The organism is Rhizobium sp. Root708 (assembly GCF_001429725.1).
Taxonomy (GTDB): Bacteria; Pseudomonadota; Alphaproteobacteria; order Rhizobiales; family Rhizobiaceae; genus Rhizobium.
This window is the reverse complement of the sequence record NZ_LMHV01000042.1, coordinates 108,756-128,703: the sequence shown is the minus strand read 5'-3', so window position 1 is coordinate 128,703 and position 19,948 is coordinate 108,756. Positions and strand designations below refer to the sequence as shown.

18 protein-coding genes are annotated in these 19,948 nt (G+C 61.5%); 12 read left to right on the top strand and 6 right to left on the bottom strand.

The annotated features are described in order from the left end of the window. The first annotated feature begins 65 nt into the window (after positions 1–65). The 7 genes from choW to ade all read left to right on the top strand — a co-directional run bounded on the left by choW (position 66) and on the right by ade (position 7,946). The gene (gene choW, locus ASE04_RS23290) at positions 66–911 is read left to right on the top strand and encodes a choline ABC transporter permease subunit (protein WP_056823335.1); all 846 of its coding nucleotides are present in this window, start codon (positions 66–68) and stop codon (positions 909–911) included. Next, positions 908–1,957, top strand: coding sequence for a choline ABC transporter ATP-binding protein (gene choV, locus ASE04_RS23285; RefSeq protein WP_056823331.1), 1,050 nt, complete (start codon positions 908–910; stop codon positions 1,955–1,957). The genes choW and choV overlap by 4 nt, the downstream gene beginning before the upstream one ends. A gap of 32 nt (positions 1,958–1,989) precedes the next feature. Next, positions 1,990–2,745, top strand: a complete 756-nt coding sequence (locus ASE04_RS23280) for a HugZ family pyridoxamine 5'-phosphate oxidase (RefSeq protein WP_056823328.1) — start codon at positions 1,990–1,992, stop codon at positions 2,743–2,745. Positions 2,746–2,843: 98 nt separating this feature from the next. After that, positions 2,844–3,161, top strand: a complete 318-nt coding sequence (locus tag ASE04_RS23275; RefSeq protein ID WP_056823324.1) for an ArsR/SmtB family transcription factor — start codon at positions 2,844–2,846, stop codon at positions 3,159–3,161. A gap of 263 nt (positions 3,162–3,424) precedes the next feature. Then, the gene (locus tag ASE04_RS23270; protein ID WP_056823320.1) at positions 3,425–4,753 is read left to right on the top strand and encodes an aspartate aminotransferase family protein; all 1,329 of its coding nucleotides are present in this window, start codon (positions 3,425–3,427) and stop codon (positions 4,751–4,753) included. Between the two features lie 254 nt (positions 4,754–5,007). Beyond that, complete coding sequence (locus ASE04_RS23265) at positions 5,008–6,111, top strand: branched-chain amino acid ABC transporter substrate-binding protein (RefSeq protein ID WP_056823316.1); 1,104 nt, start codon at positions 5,008–5,010, stop codon at positions 6,109–6,111. A gap of 137 nt (positions 6,112–6,248) precedes the next feature. Then, on the top strand, positions 6,249–7,946 hold the full coding sequence (ade, locus tag ASE04_RS23260; RefSeq protein ID WP_056823313.1) for an adenine deaminase: 1,698 nt from the start codon (positions 6,249–6,251) through the stop codon (positions 7,944–7,946). 3 nt (positions 7,947–7,949) lie between these two features. Here the strand turns inward: ade and bglA are convergent, their stop codons facing one another. Beyond that, on the bottom strand, positions 7,950–9,605 hold the full coding sequence (gene bglA, locus ASE04_RS23255) for a beta-galactosidase BglA (RefSeq protein ID WP_056824052.1): 1,656 nt from the start codon (positions 9,603–9,605) through the stop codon (positions 7,950–7,952). 219 nt (positions 9,606–9,824) lie between these two features. Here bglA and ASE04_RS23250 point away from each other — a divergent pair, with 219 nt between their 5' ends. Together ASE04_RS23250 and ASE04_RS23245 are read left to right on the top strand one after the other, a co-directional pair. Then, positions 9,825–10,745, top strand: a complete 921-nt coding sequence (locus ASE04_RS23250) for a sugar kinase (protein WP_056823309.1) — start codon at positions 9,825–9,827, stop codon at positions 10,743–10,745. A gap of 143 nt (positions 10,746–10,888) precedes the next feature. Continuing rightward, the gene (locus ASE04_RS23245; RefSeq protein ID WP_056823308.1) at positions 10,889–12,034 is read left to right on the top strand and encodes a glycosyltransferase family 4 protein; all 1,146 of its coding nucleotides are present in this window, start codon (positions 10,889–10,891) and stop codon (positions 12,032–12,034) included. 56 nt (positions 12,035–12,090) lie between these two features. Here ASE04_RS23245 and ASE04_RS23240 read toward each other — a convergent pair whose 3' ends face one another. Continuing rightward, positions 12,091–13,305: an MFS transporter gene (locus ASE04_RS23240; protein ID WP_056823305.1), complete on the bottom strand. Its 1,215-nt coding sequence runs from the start codon at positions 13,303–13,305 to the stop codon at positions 12,091–12,093. Positions 13,306–13,561: 256 nt separating this feature from the next. On the opposite strand from ASE04_RS23240, the gene ASE04_RS23235 reads away from it, so the two are divergent. Continuing rightward, complete coding sequence (locus ASE04_RS23235; protein WP_056823303.1) at positions 13,562–13,795, top strand: hypothetical protein; 234 nt, start codon at positions 13,562–13,564, stop codon at positions 13,793–13,795. Between the two features lie 63 nt (positions 13,796–13,858). Here the strand turns inward: ASE04_RS23235 and der are convergent, their stop codons facing one another. From der to ASE04_RS23220, 3 genes are all read right to left on the bottom strand, one after another. After that, positions 13,859–15,298, bottom strand: coding sequence for a ribosome biogenesis GTPase Der (gene der, locus ASE04_RS23230; protein WP_056823300.1), 1,440 nt, complete (start codon positions 15,296–15,298; stop codon positions 13,859–13,861). A gap of 15 nt (positions 15,299–15,313) precedes the next feature. Continuing rightward, entirely contained in the window at positions 15,314–15,997 is a 684-nt protein-coding gene (locus ASE04_RS23225) for a tetratricopeptide repeat protein (protein WP_056823293.1), read from the bottom strand. Between the two features lie 105 nt (positions 15,998–16,102). Then, the gene (locus ASE04_RS23220; RefSeq protein WP_056823288.1) at positions 16,103–16,687 is read right to left on the bottom strand and encodes an NnrU family protein; all 585 of its coding nucleotides are present in this window, start codon (positions 16,685–16,687) and stop codon (positions 16,103–16,105) included. Positions 16,688–16,805: 118 nt separating this feature from the next. On the opposite strand from ASE04_RS23220, the gene ASE04_RS23215 reads away from it, so the two are divergent. Then, positions 16,806–17,804: a hypothetical protein gene (locus tag ASE04_RS23215; RefSeq protein ID WP_056823285.1), complete on the top strand. Its 999-nt coding sequence runs from the start codon at positions 16,806–16,808 to the stop codon at positions 17,802–17,804. A 167-nt stretch (positions 17,805–17,971) separates the two neighbouring features. Then, positions 17,972–19,564 (top strand): EAL domain-containing protein, encoded by a 1,593-nt coding sequence (locus ASE04_RS23210; protein WP_056823281.1) that lies wholly within the window; start codon positions 17,972–17,974, stop codon positions 19,562–19,564. Between the two features lie 22 nt (positions 19,565–19,586). Here the strand turns inward: ASE04_RS23210 and ASE04_RS30340 are convergent, their stop codons facing one another. Then, a complete protein-coding gene (locus ASE04_RS30340; RefSeq protein ID WP_082597455.1) occupies positions 19,587–19,862 on the bottom strand; it encodes a hypothetical protein in 276 nt (91 codons plus the stop codon). Between the last annotated feature and the right edge of the window lie 86 nt (positions 19,863–19,948).

The window sequence follows — 19,948 nt, the reverse complement described above, 5'->3', positions numbered from 1 at the left end:
GGCTCAGGCCGTCCCGCTCGTCCTGTCACCGCACTGATTGTTGTTCTTTCTGGATAGGCGAGCCCTTGAACTGGATCACTGACGCTAAAATTCCGATCGGACCATGGGCGAAAGCTTTCGTGGACTGGCTGACCACGAACGCCGACTGGTTCTTCAACGAGCTCGCTTTCGTGCTCTCGCACGTCATCGCCGCGTTGTTGTTCGTCCTGCAGAAGCCGCACCCGCTGATCGTGATTCTGGCCATCAGCGGGATCGCCTACTGGCTGCGCCGGTCGCTCGTCGTCGCCGTCTTCTCCTGTCTTGGCTTGCTGCTGATCATGAACCAGGGATACTGGAAGGAGACGACCGAAACGCTGGCCCTCGTGCTTGCCTCGACGTTCGTCAGCATGATCGTCGGAATCCCGCTCGGCATCGCCGCCGCCCGGCGAGCCTGGGTCTATTCGCTGCTGCGTCCGATCCTCGACCTGATGCAGACCATCCCGACATTCGTTTATCTCATTCCCGCGCTTATTCTTTTCGGCCTCGGCATGGTGCCTGGCCTGATCGCAACGGTCATTTTTGCCATTCCCGCTCCTATCCGCCTGACGCGGCTCGGCATCATCTCGACGCCGCCTTCGCTGGTGGAAGCCGCCGAATCCTTCGGCGCGACGCCGATACAGGTGCTGCGCAAGGTCGAGCTTCCCTATGCGACGCCGCAGATCATGGCCGGCGTGACGCAGACCATCATGCTGTCGCTGTCGATGGTGGTTATCGCGGCGCTGGTTGGCGCCGACGGCCTCGGCGTGCCGGTCGTCCGGGCGCTCAACACCGTCAACGTCGCCAAGGGCTTCGAGGCAGGCCTCTGCATCGTCATCCTCGCAATCATCCTCGACAGAATGTTCCGCACCGCGGGTGAAGGAGACGGCGCATGACGGCTGTTCGTTTCGACAATGTCAGCATCGTCTTCGGCGACAAGCCGGAAGCCGCCCTGGCGCTGGCAGATCAGGGCAAGACCCGTGACGAGATCGGCGCTGCCACGGGCCTCGTTCTCGGTGTCGCGGATGCTTCCCTCTCGATCGACGAGGGCGAAATCCTCGTGCTGATGGGCTTGTCCGGCTCGGGCAAATCGACACTGCTGCGCGCCGTCAACGGGCTCGCCCCCGTCGTACGCGGCGAGGTCACCGTCTCGACCACCAACGGCCTCTGCAACCCCTACAAGACCAATGCCAAGGGCCTGCGCGACCTGCGCATGCACACCGTCTCCATGGTCTTCCAGCAGTTCGCCCTGCTGCCGTGGCGTACCGTTGCCGATAATGTCGGCTTCGGCCTGGAGTTGGCCGGCATGGGCGAAGCGGAGCGCAAGGAACGCGTCGCCGAGCAACTGGAACTGGTGAACCTGACGAAGTGGGCCGACCGCAAGGTCAACGAGCTCTCCGGCGGCATGCAGCAACGTGTCGGTCTCGCGCGTGCATTCGCCACCGGCGCACCGATCCTGCTGATGGACGAGCCGTTCTCGGCCCTCGACCCGTTGATCCGCACGCGCCTGCAGGACGAACTGCTGGAGTTCCAGCGGCGTCTGAAGAAGACAATCCTTTTCGTCAGCCACGATCTGGACGAGGCCTTCCGCATCGGCAACCGCATCGCCATCATGGAGGGCGGACGCATCATCCAGTGCGGCACACCGCAGGATATCGTCAAGAACCCGGCCGATCAGTACGTGGCTGACTTCGTGCAGCACATGAACCCGATCAGCATGCTGACGGCGCAGGACGTCATGCAGCCGGGTCTCGGCGAAGCAGCCGGCGCCAGCGTCAGCGGCACCGCCCGTGCGGAAACGCCGCTCGTCGATATCCTCGATGCATTGTCGCGCAATCCCGGTAGCATCGGCGTCGTCGAAAATGGCGCGATCATCGGTACGATTTCCTCTCAGGATATCGTCAACGGCCTGACGCAGCACCGCCGCAAAGAACAGGCTTGATCCTTCCGTCCGCTTCCGCCAGAAAAGTGGACATGAAAGATCAAGCTTCCGTTTTAAGAGACACCGACGACGACGCGCGCAAACTTGCGCGCGTTTTGCTTCGTTCCGCGCGTTATGCCGCTATTGCCGTTCTCGACCCCGAGACCGGTTTCCCCTTCTCCAGTCGCGTTCTGCTCGGCACCGATATAGACGGCGTGCCCGTCATCCTGGTTTCAGGCCTTTCGACGCACACCCGCGCCCTGCTGGCCGATCAGCGGGCCTCTCTGTTGACGGGCGAACCCGGCAAAGGCGATCCGCTTGCCTATGCGCGATTGAGCACGCAATGCATCGCCGAGCCGGTCGAGCGCTACAGCGCTGCACACGATCGCATCCGCACGCGGTTCCTCAGCCGGCATCCGAAGGCGAAGCTCTACGTCGATTTTCCAGACTTCCGTTTCTTCCGGCTCCTGCCGCAAACAGCCAGCCTCAACGGCGGCTTCGGTCGCGCCTACATCCTGCAGGCTGACGACCTGACGATTCGTTCGCCCGCCAATGAGGCTCTCTCCGAGCGGGCGGCTGCCGTAGTGCGAGATTTAATAGCCGCCGACCCCGAGTTGCCGACACGTACTGCGCGCGCTCTCAAGAAACACAACGGTACCGACTGGTACATATGTGGAATCGATTGTGCCGGTTTTGACGTTATTTCGGGAGATTCCCTGCTGCGTCAGGAGTTTAGCGAAATCGCCCTGACGCTCGACGCAGTTTATTCACATATATCTAACATAAAATACTCAATACCTGAAATTTAGCTATATACAATCTTGAGAGGGTCTTGATAGTTTTCGCCGTCCCCCAGTTTTGGGCCGACGCGTGCGTTTTTGAAATCTGTTTCAAAGGGAAGATCATTATGGACTCAATTGATTTGAGTGAGAACGCCAACGTTGCAGCTGCACTGCTGTCAGCGATGGCGAACCCGAAGCGACTGCTTATTCTCTGCAATCTCGTCAAAGGCGAAATTCCGGTTGGCGCGCTTGCCACCGAAGTCGGCCTCAGCCAGTCGGCTCTGTCGCAGCACCTGTCCAAGCTGCGCGCCCAGAAGCTGGTGAAGACCCGCCGCGATGCCCAGACCATCTACTATTCCAGCAGCTCCGAGCAGGTTATCCGCATTCTCGAAACGCTGACCGAAATCTATGCCGCGCCGCTGCGCGCCAAGTCGGCCGCGTAACAATACGCCGGCAGCCAATTAGGTCTGCCGATAAGCCGCTCCGCCGACGAATGGAGTGGCACTCTATTTTTCAGCACCTTTCCTATATTTTTCGACCGGCAAATCTGATTTGTCGGTCGTCGTTTTCGTGCCGGCAAGGCGCTCCGCAAGTTCCCCTTTCGTCCGCTTGACGCCCGGACAGTCCCTGATAATTTGACCGGGCAGTAAAAAACTGCCTCAGCCGAATAACGGGAACGGCCTCCGAAACGGCCATGGAGAACAGCATGTCCAATCGCCTCAACACCACGCCAAACGACCTTCGGGCCTTTTGGATGCCCTTCACTGCGAACCGGCAGTTCAAGAAGGAACCGCGTCTCTTCGTCGGCGCGAAGGACATGTACTACCAGACCCATGACGGCCGCCAGGTGCTCGACGGCACCGCCGGCCTCTGGTGCGTCAATGCTGGCCACTGCCGCCCGAAGATCACCGAGGCGATCCGTGAACAGGCTGGCGAACTCGATTATGCGCCGGCCTTCCAGCTTGGCCATCCGAAGGCCTTCGAACTAGCAAACCGCCTCGTCGATATCGCGCCCGAGGGCATGGACCATGTTCTCTACACCAATTCAGGGTCTGAATCGGTCGAGACTGCGCTGAAGGTCGCCCTCGCCTACCATCGCGTGAAGGGCAACGGTTCGCGCTTCCGTCTCATCGGCCGCGAGCGCGGCTATCACGGCGTCAACTTCGGCGGCATCTCCGTCGGCGGCATCGTTTCCAACCGCAAGATGTTCGGCACGCTGCTGACAGGCGTCGACCACATGCCGCATACGCATCAGCCGGGCAAGAACGCATTCACCCGCGGCCAGCCGGAGCATGGCGGCGATCTGGCGACGGAACTCGAACGCATCGTCACCCTGCACGACGCCTCGACAATCGCTGCCGTCATCGTCGAGCCGATCGCCGGCTCGACCGGCGTCCTGATCCCGCCGAAGGGCTACCTGCAGAAGCTCCGCGAAATCTGCACCAAGCACGGCATCCTCCTGATCTTCGACGAAGTCATCACCGGTTTCGGCCGCCTCGGCGCCCCGTTCGCCGCGCAGTATTACGACGTCAAGCCTGATATGATCACCACCGCAAAGGGCCTGACCAACGGTGTCATCCCGATGGGTGCGGTGTTCGTGACAGGGGAGATCCATGACGCGTTCATGAACGGCCCTGAGCACATGATCGAGTTCTTCCACGGCTATACCTATTCGGGCAACCCGATTGCCTGCGCCGCGGCTCTCGGCACGCTCGACACCTATAAGGAAGAAGGGCTGCTGACCCGCGCAGCCGAGCTCTCCGATTACTGGGCCGACGCGCTGCACTCCCTGAAGGATTGCCCCAATGTCATCGACATCAGGAACACCGGCCTGATCGGCGCCATTGAACTCGATCCGATCGCCGGCGAGCCGACCAAGCGGGCCTTCACGGCCTTCCTGAAGGCCTATGAGAAGGGCCTGCTGATCCGCACAACCGGCGACATCATCGCGCTCTCGCCGCCGCTGATCATCGAAAAGCACCACATCGACGAACTCTTCGGAAAACTCCGCGAAATTCTTCAAAACAACATCTGATCGATGCGTTTCAGGACCCGTTTTTGCCAGATCAGGCAAAAACGGGTCCTATTTCTTTATCTTCTTGCGAAATCAGCGGTAAATTCCTAAGAAACTTGCTGCGCACTTGCCGAAGCCAAAGATGGCAGGCGGGTGCTTCGGCCGCGTGGCTGCTCATCGTCTCTTGGCGCATCCCGCAAGGGCTGTTGTACGATCTGGGCTTGCCGCGGCGGTAGTTAAATCGCGGGTTTGGAACCCACCCAAGGAGAAAGAAAATGAGTCTGAAGACTTTGTCGGCGGCCCTCGTCGCCTCGCTTGCCTTTGCGCCGCTCGCCCATGCAGACATCACCATCGGCCTCATCGCGCCGCTGACCGGTCCGGTTGCCGCCTATGGCGACCAGGTAAAGAATGGCGCGCAGGCTGCAGTTGACGAGATCAACAAGAACGGCGGCATTCTCGGCGAAAAAGTCATCCTCAAATACGCCGACGACGCCGGCGAACCGAAGCAGGGCGTTTCCGCTGCCAACCAGCTGGTCGGCGATGGCATCCGCTTTGTCGTTGGCCCGGTTACCTCGGGCGTCGCCATCCCGGCTTCCGACGTTCTCGCCGAAAACGGCGTGCTGATGGTTACCCCGACGGCAACGGCTCCCGATCTCACCAAGCGTGGCCTCGCCAACGTTCTGCGCACCTGCGGTCGCGACGACCAGCAGGCCGAAGTCGCCGCCAACTACGTGCTGAAGAACTTCAAGGACAAGCGCGTCGCGATCATCAACGACAAGGGCGCTTACGGTAAGGGCCTGGCCGACTCGTTCAAGGCGACCCTCAACGCCGGCGGCATCAAGGAAGTGTTCGACGACTCGCTGACCCCTGGCGACAAGGATTTCAGCGCGCTCACCACCCGCCTGAAGGCCGAAAAGGTCGACGTCGTCTATTTCGGCGGCTACCACCCGGAAGGCGGCCTGCTCGCCCGTCAGCTGCATGATCTCTCCGTCAACGCCGTCATCATCGGTGGCGATGGCCTGTCGAACAGCGAATTCTGGAACATCGGTACCGACGCAGCCGCTGGTACCATCTTCACCAACGCCATGGACGCAACGAAGAGCCCGGACTCCAAGGCTGCTGCCGACGCGCTTGCCGCCAAGAGCATTCCGGCTGAAGCCTTCACGCTCAACGCCTATGCAGCCGTTGAAGTCCTGAAGGCCGGCATCGAGAAGGCAGGCAGCGCCGAAGACGCCGAAGCCGTCGCCAAGGCCCTGAAGGGCGGCGAGCCGATCGCAACCGCCATCGGCAAGCTCACCTACGGCGAAACCGGCGACCTCACCTCGCAGAGCTTCGCGCTCTACAAGTGGGAAGGTGGCAAGATCGTCTCGGCCGAATAAGCCTTCGATCTCCTGATTTTATTCGCCGGGCGTTCCTCTGGGGCGCCCGGTTTTCGTTTGTGGACCGACCGGCAAAGCCGATCTCGCTTTGTCGGGCACATGGGCTATAAGTGATAAAACGCCAGCACGAGGATGCCATGACTGCCAAGCTCGAACGCCTTATCGACCAGGGAACGGGCCGCCTGCCCGCCGACATCGTTCTGAAAGGCGGACGCTTCTTCGACCTCGTGACCGGCGAACTGGTGGCATCGGATATCGCGATCGCACAGGATCGCATCGTCGGCACCTGCGGCAGCTACGACGGCGAAATCGAAATCGATATCTCCGGCAAGATCGTCGTGCCGGGCTTCATCGACACGCATCTCCACATCGAGTCGTCGCTGGTGACACCGCACGAATTCGATCGCTGCGTCCTGCCCTACGGCGTGACGACCGTCATCTGCGACCCACACGAGATCGCCAATGTTCTCGGCGCTGAGGGCATCCAGTATTTCCTCGATTCGTCGCTCGAAACGATCATGGACATCCGCGTCCAGCTCTCCTCCTGCGTGCCCGCGACGCATCTGGAGACATCGGGCGCCGACCTGCCGATCGAGCGCCTCCTTCCCTTCCGTCACCACCCGAAGGTGATCGGCCTTGCCGAGTTCATGAATTTTCCGGGCGTGATCCACAAGGATCCGATCTGCATGGCAAAGCTCGACGCCTTCCAGGGCGAGCACATCGACGGCCACGCGCCCCTGCTCTCGGGCAATGACTTGAACGGCTATCTCGCCGCCGGCATCCGCACCGAGCACGAATGCACGACCGCTGCCGAGGCACTGGAAAAGATCCGCAAGGGCATGCACATCCTCGTGCGCGAGGGCTCCGTATCGAAAGATCTCGCAGCCCTGATGCCCATCATCACCGAGCGCCTGTCGCCCTACATTGCGCTTTGCACCGATGACCGCAACCCGCTCGACATCGCCGAACAGGGCCATCTCGACTACATGATCCGCACCGCGATCAGGAGCGGCGTGGAGCCGCTTGCCGTCTACCGGGCTGCCTCGATCTCGGCTGCCCGCGCCTTTGGCCTGCGGGACCGCGGCCTCGTCGCCCCGGGCTGGCGCGCGGACCTCGTGGTGATCGATAGCCTCGAAAGCTGCCGTGCCGACCTCGTCTTTGTCGCCGGCCGCCAGGTGACCACGGAGCTTTTCGCCACGCGCAAGCCGGTGGAGCCGGTCGGCCTCGACAGCGTCAAGGCCCGACCCGTCAACGCCGCCCATTTCGGCGTTCCCGTGGCTGATGGCGAAACGCCTGTGATCGGCGTCACCCCCGGCAAGATCATCACCGAACACCGCCGCTACCGCCTGCCCGTGAAGGGCAACCAGACCGACGTCGATCTCGGCAACGACATCATCAAGGTTGCCGTCATCGAGCGGCATGGCAAGAACGGCAACCACGCCAATGGCTTCGTCCAGGGCTTCGGACTGAAGAAGGGTGCGATCGCCTCGACCGTTGGCCACGACAGCCACAACATCTGCGTCGTCGGGGTCAGCGAGGACGACATGGCGCTCGCCGCCAACCGCCTCGGTGAAATCAAGGGCGGCTTCGTCGTCGTCGAGGACGGCAAGGTCACGGGCGAGATCGCCCTTCCCATTGCCGGCCTGATGAGCCTCGAGCCCTACGAGACGGTGCGCGACACGCTCCACCATCTGCGCAAGGCCGCCTACGCGCTCGGCACGACGCTGGAAGAGCCCTTCCTGCAGGTCGCCTTCCTGCCGCTCCCTGTCATCCCGCACCTGAAGATCTCGGACCGCGGCATGGTCGATGTCGACAAGTTCGCCCTGATCGGGTGACGTCTAGCCAGCCACCCGCGCACAAAACGCGTCAAGCGCCGCGAGCTTGATCGGACCTGCCCCGGCTGCCGGCGTGAAGCCCGGCAACGCCAGCCGCTCTCCGATCACCATTCCAGCGGGCGGAATGAACTGCGCCGGCTTGCGCGTCAGGTTGAAGACGAACAGCAGCGTCTCGCTTCCCTTGGTGCGCGTGAAGGCGAGAAGGTCCTGATTGGTGGCGATGAATTCCATCGCACCGTCGAGCAATGCCGGATGGTTCCTGCGGAATTCGAGCGTCTGCCGGTAGTGGTTCAGCACGGAATGCGGATCGCTTTCCTGGGTGTCGACGGAAAGTGCCGCTTGCTCGTAGGGCACCGGCAACCAGGATTTCTCGGCCGTGGTAAAGCCGGCATGCGCCTTGGCGGCCTCCCAGGGCATCGGCGTGCGGCATCCGTCGCGTCCCTTGAAGGCCGGCCAGAAGCGGATGCCGTAGGGATCACGCAGATCCTCGAAGGCAAGCTCTGCCTCCGGAAGACCAAGTTCCTCGCCCTGATAGAGGCAGATCGAGCCGCGCAGGGTTGCCAGCACCGACATGGCGAGTTTGGCGACGAGTGGCCGCTCTTCCGGGGTCTTGGCGAAGCGGCTCACATGACGGTTGACGTCGTGGTTCGAGAAGGCCCAGCACACCCAGCCATCGGCAACCGACTTCTGGAAGGCATCGACGCAGCCCCGGATATGGGCCGCCGTGAAATCGGGACCGAGCAGGTCGAACGTGTAGCACATGTTCAGCTTGTCGCCGCCGGCGGTATAGGCAGCCACCGTCTTCAGCGAGCGCGCTCCGTCGCCGACCTCGCCAACCGTCGCGCGCGCCTCATAGCGGTCGAGCAGCGCCCGGAAGCGCTGTAGAAAGGCGATATTCTCCGGCTGCGTCTTGTCATGGAGGTGGTTTTGCATGCCGTATGGGTTTGTATCAGGTGCATCGAGACCGGCGTCGCTCTCGTCGGGCGCATGCGGGGGATTGTCGCGAAGCAACTTGTCGCAGAAGTAGTAGTTCACCGTATCGAGGCGGAAGCCATCGACGCCACGGTCGAGCCAGAACTTCACGGTGGCGAGCACGGCGTCCTGAACCTCGGCACTGTGGAAATTGAGATCCGGTTGCGAGGTCAGGAAGTTGTGCTGGTAATATTGCCGGCGCACGCCGTCCCACTCCCATCCGGGACCGCCGAAGATCGACAGCCAGTTGTTGGGCGCCGTGCCATCCGGTTTCGGATCCGCCCACACATACCAGTCCGCCTTGGGGTTTGTCCGGCTCGAGCGGCTTTCGACAAACCAGGGATGAACGTCAGCCGTATGCGAGATCACCTGGTCTATGACGATCCTGATGCCGAGGCCGTGCGCCGTCGCCATCATCTCGTCGAAATCATCCAGCGTGCCGAAAATCGGGTCGACGTCGCAATAGTCGGAAACGTCGTAGCCCATGTCGGCCATCGGCGACTTGAAGAACGGCGACAGCCAGATCGCATCGACGCCGAGACTGGCGATATAGGGCAATCTGCGGGTAATCCCCTTCAAATCCCCAAGGCCATCTCCATTCGTATCCTGAAAGGAACGAGGATAGACCTGGTAGATAACCGCGCCCCGCCACCAGTCCGCCGTCTTGCCTGCAACCGCCACATTCATCTCCCGCATCATCAAATCATGCCAAGACTAAAGCGGGCTGGATAAAAAACAACCATCAGCAAACACCTGTTGAGCGTCGGGGTTCTCTTTTCGGATGCGTACAGAAGGCCGCTTCCCGATCCCGGCGACCAACTAAAGCCACACGGCGCGGCGCGCGCCGCTTGTCAGCAATCGGCTCTCCGCGTATCAGCAAACTGGGAAAATACAGGGAGGCTTTCTGTGAGCGGGCGTTTTTTATCGATCGGTGAATGCATGGTGGAGCTTTCGCAGGCCGGAGCTGGCCTGCTGCGCAAGGGCTTTGCCGGCGACACGCTGAATACCGCCTGGTACGCCCGCGCCTGCCTGCCGCCATCATGGTCCGTCGATTATTTCACCGCCCTTGGCGACGATGCCATGTCCGACGAGATGATCGCCTTCTTCAAGCAGGCAGGGATCGGCACGGACACCATCCGCCGCATCAAGGGCAAGGCGCCAGGCCTCTACATGATCAGCCTCAAGGACGGCGAACGCTCCTTCAGCTACTGGAGAGACAGCTCCGCCGCCCGCCAGCTTGCGTCCGATCCGGATACCCTTCGCCGCGCCATCGAAGCCAGCGACGTCGTCTACTTTTCCGGCATCACGCTCGCGATTCTGCCGCGCGACGATGTCGACACGCTTCTGTCCGAAGTGCGCCGCGCCAAGGCGTCCGGCAAGATCGTCGCCTTCGACCCCAACATTCGCCCGCGACTGTGGGCGAGCTACGATGCCATGCACGCCACGATCGGCGAAGGCGCTCGCGCGTCGACCATTGTCATGCCTGGCTTCGACGACGAAGCGGCCCATTTCGGTGACGCCTCGATCGACGCGACGATCCAGCGCTATCGTGCGCTTGGTGCCAACCATGTTGTCGTCAAGAACGGCGCGGACGGCGCGACGCTGAATTTCGCCGGCGAGGAAACCTTTGTGCCGGCGGAAAAGGTCAAGACTGTGGTCGACACCACAAGCGCCGGCGACAGCTTCAACGGCGCATTCCTCGCCCGCTATCTTGAAACCCGGGATGCCGTCGCAGCGGCTCGCTTTGCCGCCAAGATCGCCGCCCGCGTGGTCAGCGAACACGGCGCCCTGGTTGCGAAGGAAAAGCTGCAGGTAGAGCAGGCCTAGTCCACGCTTCTTGTGGACGACGTCAGCTGTAATATTTCCATCACCTGACGCCGCCACAATAAGGGTTGCGGGAATCGCTTATCCGGCGCCCGCACGGATTGAGCGCCGCCGTCCAACTGCCCGGCGCGGATGGAAGTCGGGTCATGCTGCAGCGGCTGTCGAACATTGAAGATGAAGATATCGGTGGCGCCTTGCCGCTTGCAAAGCCGGAACGTCTGGTGATCGTCACGGATGCCTGGCATCCGCAGGTCAACGGCGTCGTCCGCTCCATCGAAAACACCAACCGGGAACTCGCCAAGCTCGGCGTCGAAGTGGCGATGGTAACGCCTCAAGGTTTTCGAAACGTCCCCTGCCCCACCTATCCTGAGATCAGGCTCTCCATCGCGACATACGGGCAGGTCGCCCGGCAGATCCGCCGGCACAACCCGTCATATGTTCATATCGCGACGGAAGGCCCACTTGGCCTGACGGCGCGGCGCTGGTGCCTGAAGAACCGCATGCCGTTCTCGACCAGCTATCACACCCGCTTTCCGGAATATGTGGCCGCGCGCCTGCCGATCCCGAAAAGCTGGCTCTACAGCTTCGTAAGATGGTTTCACAATTCCGGCGCCGGCTGCATGGTGGCAACGCCGAGCCTTGCGCGCGAGCTGTCGGAGAAGGGCATCCGCAACCTCGTGCCGTGGAGCCGCGGCATCGACGCCAATCAGTTCCACCCGACGGCGCTGGAGGATCGTCCCTTCGGCCTGCAACGACCGATCTTCATGACGGTCGGTCGTGTCGCCCTGGAGAAGAACCTGCCGGCCTTCCTCGACCTTGATCTCCCGGGCTCCAAGGTCGTGGTCGGAGACGGCCCTGCCCGCGCCGAACTCGAAAAGCGCCATCCCGACGTGCTCTTCACCGGGCTGAAATTCGGTGAGGAACTGGCAAGGATCTATGCCCAGGCCGACGTCTTCGTCTTTCCGTCGCTGACCGACACGTTCGGCAACACCATCCTCGAGGCGCTGGCCTCGGGCGTCCCCGTTGCCGCCTATCCGGTGACCGGTCCGCTCGACATCATCGGCGAGGATAGCGATGTCGGAGCCTTGGATGAAGACCTGCGAGCCGCCTGCCTTGCGGCCCTTGCCTGCTCGCGCGAGAAGGCGCGTGAACTGGCGGTGCAGTATTCCTGGGAAGCGGCGACCCAGCAATTCATCAACAACATCCGGGCCGCCAACGGCGTCATTACGCCGAAATGGAAGAAGGCCTGGCAGTTCGCCAAGACCCTTCCGCGCGCCCGCAAGCCTGCCTGAACGGCTGCAACCGTGTCGTGGCAGGCAGCGACGCTGCCCGCCGGCTCACGCAGCGATCAGGACGACATTCCCAGCGCCGGTTCGGTTCGCTCGCGCGGCAAAGCCGGAAAGGCGAGTGCGATTGCCGCCGCTGCAAGGCCGACCATCGCCGAGCCGATGAAGAGCCAGGAATAGTTGGCGAAGGTATCGAATATCCAGCCACCGATCAGCGGCCCGAACGCCATGCCGAGGCTGGAAAGCATTGTTGCCGCACCGAAGACCGTGCCGATGATCCGTGGCCCGAAATATTCCCGTGCCAGCACCGCATAAAGCGGCATAACCCCGCCATAGGCACTGCCGAAAATGACCGCCAGCGCATAAAATTCCCCAAGGCTGCTGACGAGGAGATAGGCGGCAAGTGCGCAGGCCTGCACGAGCAGGCCAGCGACGATCACGGGCTTGACGCCGACCCTGTCGGCAAGCCCACCGTAGAGCAAGCGTCCGCCAAGCCCGGCAAGTCCCTCGACACTGTAGATGCTGACCGCAGCCATCGGCGCCACGCCGCAGATCGTCGCGTAACTCACCATATGAAAAATCGGGCCTGAATGCGCCGCGCAGCAGGCGAAGAAGGTCAGCCCGAGCACCAGGAACTGCGGCGAGCGGAAAACGGCGGATAGGGATGGCTTAGAACCGTCGGCAGCGGTTCCCGCGCGTTGGTCTTCGCTCTCGGCAGGCGCTTTCCGCACCAGCAGCGCGGCGGGCAGCAAAAGCACCCAGACCGAGATGCCGATGATCAGCATCGCCGGACGCCAGTCATAGGCCGAAATCAGCCAGCGGGCGACCGGCGATATGGTCATCGGCGCGACCCCCATCCCGGCTGAAACGAGCGAAACCGCCAGGCTGCGGTTGCGATCGAACCAGGCAGTCGTCGCCGCGATCATCGGCGCGAAGAAAGTGCTTGCCGCGATACCGACGAGGACCCCATAGGTCAGTTGGAACTGCAGCAACGTCGTTGCCCGACTGGAGAGAACAAGTGCCAGCCCCAGCAGAACGGCGCCGACGAAGACGACAGGGCGCGGGCCGAAGCGATCGCTCGCCGCGCCCCAGACGAAGCCACCGATGCCCATGACAATGAAGTTCAACGTCATCGCGCTGGCGATACCGATATGCGACCATCCGGTTGCCGTCGCGATCGGTTCTTGAAAGATCGCCAGCGAAAACATCGCGCCGAGCGCGACGCATGTCATCAACGCACCGGCGCCGACGATCACCCATCCATAAGATACGCGCATGATGCAGACCCTCCTTGTCGATCATACCAAAAGCGAATGCTCGCCGTCCCTCAAACTTGCGACATTCACGACTAGGACGTCTGGACCTCCGCCTTTTCGACATCCGCGCATTTATTTTTTTGGACAGTAACGCCACCGGCCGCAAGTAAATCGTTTAATCGCGGCCAAGATGCGACAGGCTCGATATATCGAAATAGTGCTATTAGACAAAGTAAAGCCTCCGTGGAATTCTTTGAAGAATAGATTCGGAGGCATGATGGCCGCGGAGCGGTATTTATACGATTTCAAGTCGCACAAGGCGGTCATGTACCAGGCCGGGGAACACCTGTTTTCGCTATCCGGAAGTAAGGCCGAGCACTGGATATCGGGAGACTACATATTTTCCATGGAAACCCAGGCGATAAGCTTCTGGATTCTTGGAAGCGACGTCTACGGCCACGCCGGCAACGGCGAACTGACCCGCGAACCGGTTTATTACTTCGACGGCTGAAGCAGCCTGTCTAACGGCTGACGACGAAGATAACGGGCGCAGCCTTGGGCTGCACCCGACGCATCACTTGTCCGGCTGTGGCTTCCGGCGCCCACCGCTCTTCGATTCGTACGGATTTTCCTTCTCGCGATAGAGAATCCGGATTGGCACGCCGGGCATGTTGAAATCCGTGCGCAGGCTGTTGATCAGATAGCGCGTATAGGATTCCGGCAGCGCGTCGGCGCGGGTGCAGGAAATCATGAAGGCCGGCGGACGGGCCTTGACCTGCGTCATGTACTTCAATTTCAGGCGACGACCGGAGACGGCGGGCGGCGGATGCTGCGTCATGATCGAATCGAGCCAGCGGTTGAGCTTGGAGGTCGAAACGCGGCGGTTCCACACCATGTCGGTATCGATGATCGACTGCATCAGCTTGTCGAGGCCGCGGCCGGTCTGGCCGGAGATCGGCACGGCGCGTATGCCGCGCGCCTGCGGCAACAGCCGCTCGGTCTTTTCGCGCAGATCGGCAAGCACCGCCTGCTGATCCTCGATCAGGTCCCACTTGTTGAAGGCGAGCACGGCGGCGCGGCCTTCGCGGATCACGAGGTCCGCCAGTTGCAAGTCCTGCTTCTCGAAGGGAATGGTCGCGTCGAAGACGATGACCACGGTCTCGGCGAAGCGGATGGAGCGAAGCGAGTCGGCGACAGACAGCTTCTCGAGCTTCTCGGTGACGCGGGCCTTGCGGCGCATGCCTGCCGTGTCGAACATCTTGATGGTGCGGCCGTGCCAGTCCCATTCGACTGAAATGCTGTCGCGGGTAATGCCGGCCTCGGGGCCGGTCAGCAAGCGATCCTCGCCAAGGAAGCGGTTGATCAGCGTCGACTTGCCGGCATTCGGGCGACCGATGATCGCCACGCGCAACGGCTTGGTGTCGTCGTATTCGGGCTCGTAGTCCTCGTCCTCTTCCATCTCGCGGGGAAGACTGACGTTGGTCTCGGCGATGTCTTCCTTCGGCGGATAGGCACGCTCCTCGCCGACAGCCTCGACGATCGCGTCGCGCAGGTCGAGCATCCCCTGCCCGTGTTCGGCCGAAATCGGCACCGGCTCGCCAAGGCCCAGCGTATAGGCGTCGTAGAAACCGCCGTCCGAGCCCTTGGCTTCAGACTTGTTGGCAACGAGGACAACAGGCTTGCCGCGACGGCGCAGCATCTCGGCCAGTTCCTTGTCGACGGGCGTCAGGCCAAACTTGGCGTCGACCACGAAGAGCGAGATATCCGCTTCGTCGATCGCCGCTTCCGTCTGGGCGCGCATGCGGCCCTGCAGGCTCTCGGCCTCGGCCTTCTCAAGACCGGCGGTGTCGATGATGGTGAAGTGCAGACCCATCAGCCGCGCATCGCCGGGACGGCGGTCGCGGGTAACACCTGGCGTGTCATCGACGAGCGCCAGCTTCTTTCCAACCAGACGGTTGAAAAGCGTCGACTTGCCGACATTCGGGCGACCGACGATGGCGACCGTGAAACTCATTGAAATTCCTTACATTCAGCCCTGTGCGGCGGGCGCCTTGCCGGATGCGGTGATGTTATCAAGCATCATCTGGGCACGATTGGCAACATTGCGCGGGCTCTGCGCGTCGTCGGCGATCGCCTGATACCATTGGCGCGCCTGTGTCAGATTGCCCGCCTTGTAGGCAGCAAGACCGAGCGCTTCGCGGGCGGAGTGACGGAACGCATTGCCGGGAACAGCCATTTCCTCGACATGCGCCGACACCTGCTCGTAGGTGCCGCCTTCGATCAGCAGCCAGCCGGCTCGCATCTTGGCGGCATCGCGAACGGCAGCAGGCGCCTTCTCGTCCTTGCCGATAACGTCGAAGGCCGCAACGGCACCCGCCGTGTCACCCTTCTGAGCGAGAACGCTTGCGGCACGCAGACGCGCGAGGATCGGATAGGCGCCGTGGCCTTCCTTCTCCAGCGTCTCGAGCGCGGCCAGCGCCTCTTCGTTCTTGTTCTCGTCGGCAAGCTTCATGGCGGCGATGAACTTATCGCCCGTGCCGGAAGACTGGTTATCGTCCCAGTATTCGTAGGCCTTGTAGCCAATGGTGCCGAGGACGATCAGAACGGCGAGCGCAATCAGGTAACGGCCGAACCGGCGCCATGCGCCCTTCACCTGATCGGACCGCAGTTCCTCATTGACTTCACGAATGAAGCTGTCGTCGTTGAATGCCATTCTCGTCTCCGGCCGCGGATATGCTTCGGCATGCGGGTTGCACGCACATTATCGGGGCCTTCTACCCCATTTTTCAGCAGTTGTAAGGGGGATTGGAAAGATTCGTCACATAACGATCGGAGCTACCCCGATCAACAGCTCGTGCAGTTTGAACGTAATGAGCGCCCAGGCCACAATGCCGATGATGACGGCGTAGAGATCGTACTTGCCGGAGACGAAAGGGCGAAGGGTAAGTTCGCCGGCGCGCTGGCGACGCTTCAGGGCGATGCGCAGGATGACACCCCATGCCAGGAAAGCGCCGAACAGCAGCACCGAAGAGGTCTCGCCGTTGGCAAGCAGGTGCGAGAAAGCCCAGATCTTCACCGACAGCACCATCGGATGCTTCGTCTTGACCGCGATATGCCCCGCCGGCAGCAGCGAGGCGACCAGACAGATCACCGCGATCAGCATCAGGGTAATGGTGATGTGCGCCATCCAGACCGGCGGGGTGTAGAGCACGCCCGTGACCTGGCGGGCCTGACCGAAGCCATAGATCAGCAGGACGAGCGAGAGGATGCTGACGATCGAATAGGCGGCCTTCCATCCGTTTTCGCCGAGACTGTTGATCAGGGACTGGCGAAGACCCGGCGCGATCACGCGGATCAGATGCAGCCCGAGGAAAATAATGATGCCGACGATGAGCAATGCCATGGCGATCTCCTGTGCGTTTTCCGAGACTTAGACGGGTCGACACAAAAACGCCAGCACCACCGTAGCTTCGCCGCATTTCTGTAACAGGAAAGCCGCAAACAAATTGTCGCGGTGCCCCATGTTTCGCTCGTTCCTCAAAGCATCTTTCGGTCTTTCCCTGCTCGTCCCAGGCGTGGCGGCGGCGAACGACCAGCCAAAGCAACTGGTGATCATCTCGTTCGATGGCGCCCACGACAACGCGCTCTGGCAGAAGAGCCGCGAGATGGCGGCAAAGAACGGCGCCCATTTCACCTATTTTCTCTCCTGCACCTTCCTGATGAACCAGGCCGCCAAGAAGGCCTATCAGGCGCCGCATCAGAAGCTCGGCAAATCCAACGTCGGCTTCGCCCAGAGCGACGACGAAATCCGCGAGCGGCTCGGCAATATCTGGCACGCCCATCTTGAGGGGCACGACATCTCGAGCCACGCCTGCGGTCATTTCGACGGCCGCCAGTGGAGCGAGGCCGACTGGAGCAAGGAGTTCACGACCTTCCGCGCCACGCTTAAAAGTGCCTGGAAGAGCGTCGATCTCGAGGAGCCGAAGGGCTGGCAGGATCTGGTCGATCACGGCATTCACGGCTTCCGCGCGCCCTACCTCTCGGCGACACCCGGCGCCGACATGATCGCCGCGGAGAAAAAGGCGGGCTTCACCTACGACGCAAGCCTGGTGACAAAGGGTCCGGCCATGCCGGTCGAAGAAGCCGGCATCGTCCGCTTCGGCCTGCCGCTGATCCCCGAAGGCCCGCGCGAAAAGCCGATCATCGGCATGGACTACAATCTCTTCGTCCGCCACTCGAACGGCACCGAGGACAAGGCGGATTCCAAGGCATTCGAAGACCGTTCCTATGCCGCTTTCAAGGAAGCCTTCGACAAGCAGTACACCGGCAACCGCATTCCGCTGCAGCTCGGCTTCCACTTCGTCGAGATGAACGGCGGCGCCTACTGGCGCGCGCTCGACCGTCTCGTGAGCGACGTCTGCCACCGCGCCGACGTTGCCTGCGTCAGCTATTCGGAAGCGATCCCCGTCATCGAGGCACGCGGCAAGCTGCAGCCGCAGACGCAGGCCTCGGGGTTGTAATCGCGCCCGGACAGTGACGTCACTGCTTTAGCAATTCGACCATGGCTTGAGAGCGCCAAATGGCTGCGACGGCGGATCTCGAGCCTATACTTAAAATTGTACTATCACCCTAACACTTGCGTTAAACGATTTGTGGCTCAATCGGGATCTATCGAGAGATTATCCCCATGCACGCAAGGCGTTCCCGGATAATTGCACTAAGCGTCGTCCTCGCAACGATGGGCGCCCTCGCGCCCTTGGCGCTTATGGGCTACGCGTCCTGGAAGCTGGCGATCGACAAGGAACTCGGAGTGCTCGACCGAACGGGCGACGAGGCAATCGCCCGCGCGCAGTTCACCTTCTCAGACGCCCGAAAGGCTTTGGCAGATATCGAAGCGTCCGATGTCGCCCGCTGTTCTCCCGCCCACATCGCGCTGATGCGCATACTGACCATCAACACGACCTCCGTGGAAGAAATCGGATACTTTGAAAACGGCAAGCTCAAATGCACATCCTGGGGACCGACCGAAGGAGATATCGGGAAAGCGAACGTCGACTACGTGACGCCTGACGGCATGGGGGTCGCGCTTCGGATCAAGCCGGCCGTCACACGCGGCAAGCCGATGGTCGGGCTGCATCTTGGAAACCATAATGCGCTCGTGACCCCGTCTAGGTTTGTCGATATCGGCCTTGGTCCCGACATATCGCTGGCGCTGACCAATGCCACCGGCCAGTTGATCGATGGCGGGAACGGCCCCGATGTCGACTTCGCGCGCGGTCACCTCGAAGGAAAAGCGCACGGCATCGATGGAAGCGAAATGTTTGCGACCGTGGCCCAGGACGGGCTTGTCGCCGTCGTAACCGAACCCGTCACCAGAGTTTATGAGCGGCTGCGCGGGGAACTGCTTCTCCTGCTCCCGGTCGGCTCATTCATCGCCGCGTTCATTGTCGCGCTCGTCGTGTTCTTTTCGCGCCGAAGGCTATCGCCACGCGGGGAGCTTGAGATCGGCATCCTTAGGCGCGAGTTCATCGTCCACTACCAGCCGATCGTAGAGCTTTCCACCGGTGTATGCGTCGGCGCCGAGGCACTGGTTCGATGGCAGTGGCCGAGCGGAACAATGGTGCGTCCGGACCTCTTCATCCCGCTTGCCGAGGAAACCGGCCTCATCGCTGCGATCACCGATCAGGTCGTTGATGGGGTAATCAGCGATCTCGGACGCACGCTGGAAGCAGACCGGTGTCTCCACATTGCCATCAACATCTCCGCTGACGATATCAAGACCGGCCGCTTCCTCGACATGGTAGCGCTCAAGCTCCAGAAGACCGGCATTCGAAACGAGCAGATCTGGTTCGAGGCCACCGAGCGCGGCTTCATCGATATCGACGCGGCCCGCGTGAGCCTCGATCTTGCGAGAAAGGCCGGACATTCGGTCGCAATCGACGACTTCGGCACCGGGTACTCCAGTCTTCAGTATCTCCAGGGTCTCCCCATGGATGCGCTGAAGATCGACAAATCGTTCATCGACACGATCGGCAAGGGAACGGCGACAAGTTCGGTCACATCCCACATCATCGAGATGGCAAAGGAGCTCGGCCTTTTCACCGTGGCCGAGGGCGTTGAAACGGAAGAGCAGGCCAGCTACCTGCGTGAGCACGGCGTCACCTTTGGACAGGGATGGCTCTTCTCGAAGCCGCTCCCGGCTGCGGAATTCATCAAATTCCATGCGGACTCGGTTGCCAAGCACGGCCGCGCCGCCGAAGTGATCCGCGTCGCCGCATGATGCCAAAAGCTTCTACAACGACTTAGGCGTAGCCAGAAGTTTGCGCTGGAGAGTCCTCGGAGACGGCATGTTCGCTGAGATCAAGACCACGCGCCGCGTCGACGAGGTGCTTCAACTGTCCGACGTTTCGAACGCCTTGCTGATACAGTTCGATGGTGATCGCAGCGATCCGGCTTGCCTCCTCGGAGCCTTGCTCTATTCCGAATTCATCGCAGATGGCGTCCAAAACCAGACGGCATTGGCGCAGATCATCGCAATCCAGGGGTTCATTGTGGCGGCTGAAGTGCCTGCGAGACATCACAACATCCTTTATGCTGTTGCCTTCGCTAAAAGGCCCCGCTCAGAAAGCGGGGCAAGCGTTGGGACTTTGGAAAGGTCGAGGCG